We start from the raw sequence: 6,605 nt of genomic DNA on the forward strand, positions 1-6,605 counted from the left end.
TCCGACGGGGAGGTCCGACCGGGGAGGGGACGCGAGCGGAGGGAATGCGGGCACAGCGGTCACAGGGGGGCCGGAATCGAGCCTAGAGACTGGGGACGCCTTGCGGGAGGGGGCGTGACGCTGCTATCGCAGACCGTCGCCTTCCACCGTCGCACGTTCAGATGTACTCCGTCGGAATGACCGGCTCTCCCTTGGACAGCTGCATCGCGGACATCGGCAGCGCCTGCCGCGCCGCGATATGCCGCTCCCGGGCCGCGTCCAGCGGCTCGCGGGCGACCACCTCACCGCCCCTGACCAGCTCGACCAGCAGCTGCCGGTCGGCCAGCGCGTCCGGCACCGGACCCGTGCCGATCACCTCGGCCTCGGCCACCCCGTACTCGTCCAGCCGCCGCGCGGCCCACTTGCGACCGCCCACCGAGGACTTCGCCCCCAGCGACTTCTTCGCAACCGGCTGCAGCGGTTCCGCCGGATCGGCGGAAACTGCCCGGGCGACCAGCTTGTAGACCATCGAGCAGGTCGGCTGACCGCTGCCGGTCACCAGCTGCGTGCCCACGCCGTACGCGTTCACCGGCGCCGCGGCCAGCGACGCGATCGCGTACTCGTCCAGGTCCGACGTCACCACGATCTTCGTCCCGGTGGCGCCCAGCTCGTCGAGCTGCTGGCGCACCCGGTGCGCGACCAGCAACAGGTCCCCGGAGTCGATCCGAACCGCCCCCAGCCCGGTCCCGGCGACCTCGACCGCCGTACGGACCGCCTCGGCGACGTCGTAGGTGTCGACCAGCAGCGTCGTGCCCCGGCCGAGCGAGTCGACCTGCGCCCGGAAGGCGTCGCGCTCGCTGTCGTGCAGCAGGGTGAACGCGTGCGCGCTCGTCCCGACCGTCGGGATGTTGTAGCGGAACCCCGCCGCCAGATCGGACGTCGTGTCGAAGCCGCCGATGTACGCGGCACGCGCCGACGCCACCGCCGACAGTTCATGGGTGCGTCGTGCACCCATCTCGATCAGCCCGCGCCCGCCCGCGGCCACCGACATCCGGGACGCCGCCGCCGCGATCGCCGAGTCGTGGTTGAGGATCGACAGGACCACCGTCTCCAGCAGCACGCACTCGGCGAAGGAGCCCTCGACCCGCAGGAACGGCGAGCCGGGGAAGTAGACCTCGCCCTCCGGGTAGCCCCAGATGTCGCCGCTGAAGCGGAAGTCCGCCAGCCAGGCGAGCGTCGGCGCGTCGACGATGTTCCGCTCGCGCAGGAAGGTGAGGATCTCGTCGTCGAACCGGAAATTCTCCACCGTGTCGAGCACCCGTCCGATGCCTGCGACGACGCCGTAGCGACGCCCTTCGGGCAGTCGGCGGGTGAATGCCTCGAAGACCGAGCGCCGGTCGGCTGTGCCCGCCTTCAGTGCGGCCTGCACCATCGTGAGCTCGTACTGGTCGGTGAAGAGCGCTGTCGACGGCACACCGACCCGTCGCCCAAGGTCCGCAGAGTTCATGGCACGGATGCTACCCCTATTTCGTCAGAGTGACGAGATGTGGGGTCTGTTTGTGCGCTGTCCCCTCCCGGGTGGCAGCATGGGGTGGGTGAGCGTCGCCCCCGTAGAGATCGAACGTCCAGAATCGGCCGAGGAGAACCTCGTCGTCCCCGAGCCCGATGTGCCCTGGGTGACGCTGGTCCACAACGACCCGGTCAACCTCATGAGCTATGTGACCTATGTCTTCCAGGCCTACTTCGGCTACTCCAAGGACAAGGCCCACAAGCTCATGCTCGACGTGCATCAGAAGGGCCGCGCAGTCGTCTCCAGCGGCAGCCGCGAAGAGATGGAACGCGATGTCCAGGCCATGCACGGCTACGGGCTCTGGGCCACCCTCACGCAGGACCGCAACTAGTACGCACCCTTTCCCCCGACCCGCCCGTCCTCTGCCCCGCCCGACCCACCATCGGAGAAAACCCATGGCCGGCCACTTCGAGGCCACCCCCGGCGGCGGCGCGGCCGTCGCGCTCGACGAGGTGGAGATCGCGATCCTGCGCTCCCTCGCCGTCCAGCTGCTGGAGCTGATCGGCCCCGGTAACAAACCGGCCGAGGGCGAGGACCCGCTCGCCGCCCTGTTCGCCGAAGGGCCCAGCGAACCCCCGACCGACCCGGCCCTGGCCCGTCTCTTCCCGGAGGCGTACGGCGACGACGACAGCGAACTGCGCGCCGCGTCCGCCGAGTTCCGCCGGTTCACCGAGAACGACCTGCGCTCCCGCAAGCGCGACGACGCCCTCACCGTCGTACGCACCCTGGATGCGATGCCGGCCGGGGAGGACGGCGGGATCCTCACGCTCACCGCCGACGAATGCTGCAACTGGCTCGGCGCGCTCAACGACCTCAGGCTGACCATCGGTACCCGCCTGGACGTCTCCGACAAGGACGAGGGCGGCGAGGGATCGCTCTACCGGCTGCCCGACAGCGATCCGCGCAAGCCCATGGTCATGGCCTATCTCTGGCTGGGCGCGCTCCAGGAAACCCTCGTCGAGACCCTGATGCCGTAGAGGGTGTCCGGCCATTCCCGGATCCGGCCCGATCGGCCATCTCCCCGTAAGCGGATCCGAAGATCGGCCGCGCCGTTTCCACCGAGTGTTCGCTCAACGAACGCTCAAATTCGAATAACGACCCCGTCACCCGAACGGCCTTTTTTGCAGCGGCTTGGAAACCCTTGTCCGCTTTTTCCCGCGGTCTGCGCCACATAATGACCGGCGGATCACCGGTTGGCCCGTGATAAATCTTCACGACCACCCGGGGACGCCACCCCTGTTCCCGGGGGCGCTACAGCCGGCGGACCGCCGGTCGCACTCCATCCATATCCGGGGGGATCAGGACCTGATCCGCAGCCTCAAACGGCGCGGATCGGCGTGGAGAAAGGCGCATCACCATGACATCGGCGAAGGTCGACAAGGGACAAGACGGCCGGCAGGCCGCAGCTGCTGCGGACGCAGCAGCCTCGGGCGAGGGCTATCAGCGCGCTCTCGGCGCCCGCCAGATCCAGATGATCGCGATCGGCGGGGCCATCGGCACCGGCCTCTTCCTCGGCGCGGGCAAGGCCATTGCCAAGGCGGGGCCCAGCCTGATCCTGGCCTATGCCGTCGCGGGCCTGGTGATCTTCTTCATCATGCGGGCGTTGGGCGAACTCCTCATGTACCGCCCGGTCTCGGGCTCCTTCTCGGAGTACGCCCGCGAATTCGTCGGGCCCTTCGCAGGCTTTGTCACCGGCTGGACCTACTGGCTCTTCTGGGTCGTCACCGGAATCACCGAAGTCACCGCGGCGGCCCAGTACATGACGTACTGGTTCGACATCGCCCAATGGGTCTCCGCACTGATCTTCACGATCATCCTGTACGGCGTGAACCTGATCTCCGTGAAACTCTTCGGTGAGCTGGAATTCTGGTTCTCGATGGTCAAGGTCACGGCCATCATCGGCATGATCCTCATCTGCGCCGGAATTCTCACCCTGGGCTTCTCCGATGCCGGGGACACTGCGAGCGTGACCCACCTCTGGTCCGACGGCGGCTTCTTCCCGCACGGCATCAGCGGCACCCTCATGACCCTGCAGATCGTGATGTTCGCATTCCTCGCCGTCGAGCTCGTCGGCGTCACCGCGGGCGAGTCCAAGAACCCGAAAACGGTTCTGCCCAAGGCCATCAACACCGTGCCGTGGCGCATCGCCGTCTTCTACGTCGGCGCGCTGATCATGATCCTGTCGGTCGTCCCGTGGAGCGAGTTCCAGCCCGGCGTCTCTCCGTTCGTCGCCGCCTTCCAGAAGATGGGCCTCGGCGTCGGCGCCGCGATCGTCAACTTCGTCGTCCTGACCGCGGCCCTCTCCTCCTGCAACTCCGGCATGTACTCCACCGGACGCATGCTGCGCGACCTCGCGCTCAACGGCCAGGGCCCGAAGTTCTTCACCAAGCTGACCAGGAGCGGCACCCCGCTCGTCGGAACCACTGTCTCCGCCACGCTCATGCTCGTCGGCGTCTGGATCAACTACCAGTGGCCCGGCGACGCCTTCACCTACGTCGTCTCCTTCGCCACCATCTCCGGCATGTGGGCCTGGATCATGATCCTGGTCTGCCAGATCCGCTACCGCTTCCTGGCCGACCGCGGAGTGCTCCCGCAGTCCACCTTCCGGGCCCCCGGCGCCCCGTACACCAGCATCTTCGCGCTCGCCTTCATCGGCATGGTCATCGTCATGATGGCCGTCGACAAGGACGCCAGGATCTCGCTGTACTGCGCCCCGCTCTGGGCGCTGATCCTCGGCGTCTCGTACCTGGTGCTCAAGGCCCGTAACCCCGAGAACAAGGCCTTCGCCAAGCGCTGACCCAGCGCCTTCGGCACCTTCTGTCCAGCATGCGGGCCCTCGCGTACCACTCCTCGGAGTCGCGGGGGCCCTCTGCTTATCCTGGCGCCATGCTGATCCTCACCCAGGCGCTGTACGACCAGATCGTCGCGCACTCCCGCGCGGACCACCCCGACGAGGCGTGCGGCGTGGTCGCGGGCCCGGCCGGAACCGGCCGCGCCGAACGCTTCATCCCGATGCTCAACGCCGCTCGCTCGCCCACGTTCTACGAGTTCGACTCCGCGGACCTGCTGAAGCTGTACCGCGAGATGGACGACCGGGACGAGGAGCCGGTGATCGTCTACCACTCGCACACCGCGACCGAGGCCTACCCCTCGCGCACCGACATCACGTACGCCAATGAGCCCGGCGCCCACTATGTGCTCGTCTCCACCGCCGACACGGACGACGCGGGCCCTTTCCAGTTCCGCTCGTACCGCATCGTCGACGGCGTGATCACCGAGGAGGACGTCAAGGTCGTCGAGGCGTACGAACCCGCCTGACCGGGGGCGGCGCCCAGCCCCTCGGCCACCCCCTCGGCCACCCCCTCCGCCGGCAGCGGTCCACCAGGCGAACGCTCGCCATCCAGCAGGTGAGATCACATGCCGGGATCCGGACCGGGAATCGATACGATGAGCCCATGGTTCCCCATGACGTGAGCGAGAAGACGCCGGGCACGCTGCTCGTCGCGCGCCTGCACGTCGACCTGTGCAGGCTCTCCAGCGCGATCTGTACGAGCCGCCTCCCCGCCGCAGGCAAGGCCTGAGCCGGGTTCCGGCCCGAAGCGCCGCCCATTGCACCGACCCCTGCGCGGGGGGCAGAGCCGCGCGCCCCACGCCACCACTCCGCTTTCGACAGGAGCCCACGCCATGGCCATCGAGGTCCGCATCCCCACCATCCTCCGCACCTACACGGACGGCGCGAAGGCCGTCGAAGGCAACGGAGAGACCCTCGCCGACCTCTTCACGGACCTCGACAGCCGCCACAACGGCATCCGTGAGCGCATCGTCGACGGCGGCGAACTCCGTCGCTTCGTGAACGTCTATCTCAACGACGAGGACGTCCGCTTCCTCGACGGCATCTCCACCAAGCTCAGCGACGGCGACAGCGTCACCATTCTCCCGGCCGTCGCCGGCGGCATGAACTGATGCGCTACGACAGCCCGCTCGCCGCGGTGGGCAACACCCCGCTCGTCCGCCTGCCCCGGCTGTCACCGTCGGACGACGTCCGCATCTGGGCCAAGCTGGAGGACCGCAACCCCACCGGCTCGATCAAGGACCGCCCCGCGCTCCACATGGTCGAACAGGCCGAGAAGGACGGCCGGTTGACCCCCGGCTGCACCATCCTGGAACCCACCAGCGGCAACACCGGCATCTCGCTCGCCATGGCGGCCAAGCTCAAGGGCTACCGCATCGTCTGCGTCATGCCGGAGAACACCTCGCAGGAACGGCGCGACCTGCTCGCCATGTGGGGCGCCGAGATCATCTCCTCCCCGGCGGCCGGCGGCTCCAACACGGCCGTCCGCGTCGCCAAGGAGCTCGCCGCCGAGCACCCCGACTGGGTGATGCTCTACCAGTACGGCAACCCGGACAACGCGGGCGCCCACTACGCCACCACCGGCCCGGAGATCCTCGCCGACCTGCCCTCCGTCACCCACTTCGTGGCGGGCCTCGGCACCACCGGCACGCTGATGGGCGTCGGCCGCTTCCTGCGGGAACACAAGCCGGACATCAAGATCGTCGCCGCCGAGCCGCGCTACGACGACCTGGTCTACGGGCTCCGCAACCTCGACGAGGGCTTCGTCCCCGAGCTCTACGACGCCTCGGTCCTCACCACCCGCTTCTCCGTCGGCTCCGCCGACGCCGTCACCCGTACCCGCGAACTCCTCCAGCAGGAAGGCATCTTCGCGGGCGTCTCCACCGGTGCGGCACTCCACGCGGCGATCGGCGTCGGCAACAAGGCGGTCAAGGCCGGGGAGCCGGCCGACATCGTCTTCGTCGTCGCGGACGGCGGCTGGAAGTACCTGTCGACGGGCGTCTACACCGCCCCGACCACGGAAGCGGCCATCGAAACGCTGCACGGCCAGCTCTGGGCGTAGCCGCACCTCTGCCTGCTGTCCCCTCACCTGCTTCTGCCCTCGGTCGCCGGGTGGGCCCGAATTCATGGTGTCCCGCCGAGGCGGGGGATATTTTGAGGCGCGGGGACAACAACCACCCCCCCCCCAGCACCAACCACGGGGCA

8 protein-coding genes are annotated in these 6,605 nt (G+C 68.4%); 7 read left to right on the forward strand and 1 reads right to left on the reverse strand.

What is annotated here, in order from left to right:
* Positions 1 to 157: 157 nt before the first annotated feature.
* The gene (locus tag ABZV38_RS13990; RefSeq protein WP_356327039.1) at positions 158 to 1,486 is read right to left on the reverse strand and encodes a nicotinate phosphoribosyltransferase; all 1,329 of its coding nucleotides are present in this window, start codon (positions 1,484 to 1,486) and stop codon (positions 158 to 160) included.
* 79 nt (positions 1,487 to 1,565) lie between these two features.
* Between ABZV38_RS13990 and clpS the strand changes: the two genes are divergently transcribed.
* The 7 genes from clpS to ABZV38_RS14025 all read left to right on the forward strand — a co-directional run bounded on the left by clpS (position 1,566) and on the right by ABZV38_RS14025 (position 6,462).
* Positions 1,566 to 1,880 (forward strand): ATP-dependent Clp protease adapter ClpS, encoded by a 315-nt coding sequence (clpS, locus tag ABZV38_RS13995; RefSeq protein WP_030971071.1) that lies wholly within the window; start codon positions 1,566 to 1,568, stop codon positions 1,878 to 1,880.
* A gap of 64 nt (positions 1,881 to 1,944) precedes the next feature.
* Complete coding sequence (locus ABZV38_RS14000) at positions 1,945 to 2,526, forward strand: DUF2017 domain-containing protein (protein ID WP_356327040.1); 582 nt, start codon at positions 1,945 to 1,947, stop codon at positions 2,524 to 2,526.
* A 380-nt stretch (positions 2,527 to 2,906) separates the two neighbouring features.
* The gene (locus ABZV38_RS14005; RefSeq protein WP_356327041.1) at positions 2,907 to 4,346 is read left to right on the forward strand and encodes an amino acid permease; all 1,440 of its coding nucleotides are present in this window, start codon (positions 2,907 to 2,909) and stop codon (positions 4,344 to 4,346) included.
* Between the two features lie 89 nt (positions 4,347 to 4,435).
* Positions 4,436 to 4,867 (forward strand): M67 family metallopeptidase, encoded by a 432-nt coding sequence (locus tag ABZV38_RS14010; protein ID WP_356327042.1) that lies wholly within the window; start codon positions 4,436 to 4,438, stop codon positions 4,865 to 4,867.
* A gap of 137 nt (positions 4,868 to 5,004) precedes the next feature.
* Positions 5,005 to 5,130, forward strand: coding sequence for a putative leader peptide (locus ABZV38_RS14015; protein ID WP_352262585.1), 126 nt, complete (start codon positions 5,005 to 5,007; stop codon positions 5,128 to 5,130).
* Between the two features lie 103 nt (positions 5,131 to 5,233).
* Positions 5,234 to 5,512, forward strand: a complete 279-nt coding sequence (locus tag ABZV38_RS14020) for a MoaD/ThiS family protein (protein WP_030971063.1) — start codon at positions 5,234 to 5,236, stop codon at positions 5,510 to 5,512.
* Positions 5,512 to 6,462, forward strand: a complete 951-nt coding sequence (locus ABZV38_RS14025; protein WP_327125173.1) for a cysteine synthase — start codon at positions 5,512 to 5,514, stop codon at positions 6,460 to 6,462. Before ABZV38_RS14020 ends, ABZV38_RS14025 begins: the two co-directional genes overlap by 1 nt.
* The last annotated feature ends 143 nt before the right edge of the window (positions 6,463 to 6,605 follow it).

Origin of the sequence: Streptomyces sp. NPDC005181 (genome assembly GCF_040608395.1) — a bacterium.
GTDB lineage: Bacteria > Actinomycetota > Actinomycetes > Streptomycetales > Streptomycetaceae > Streptomyces.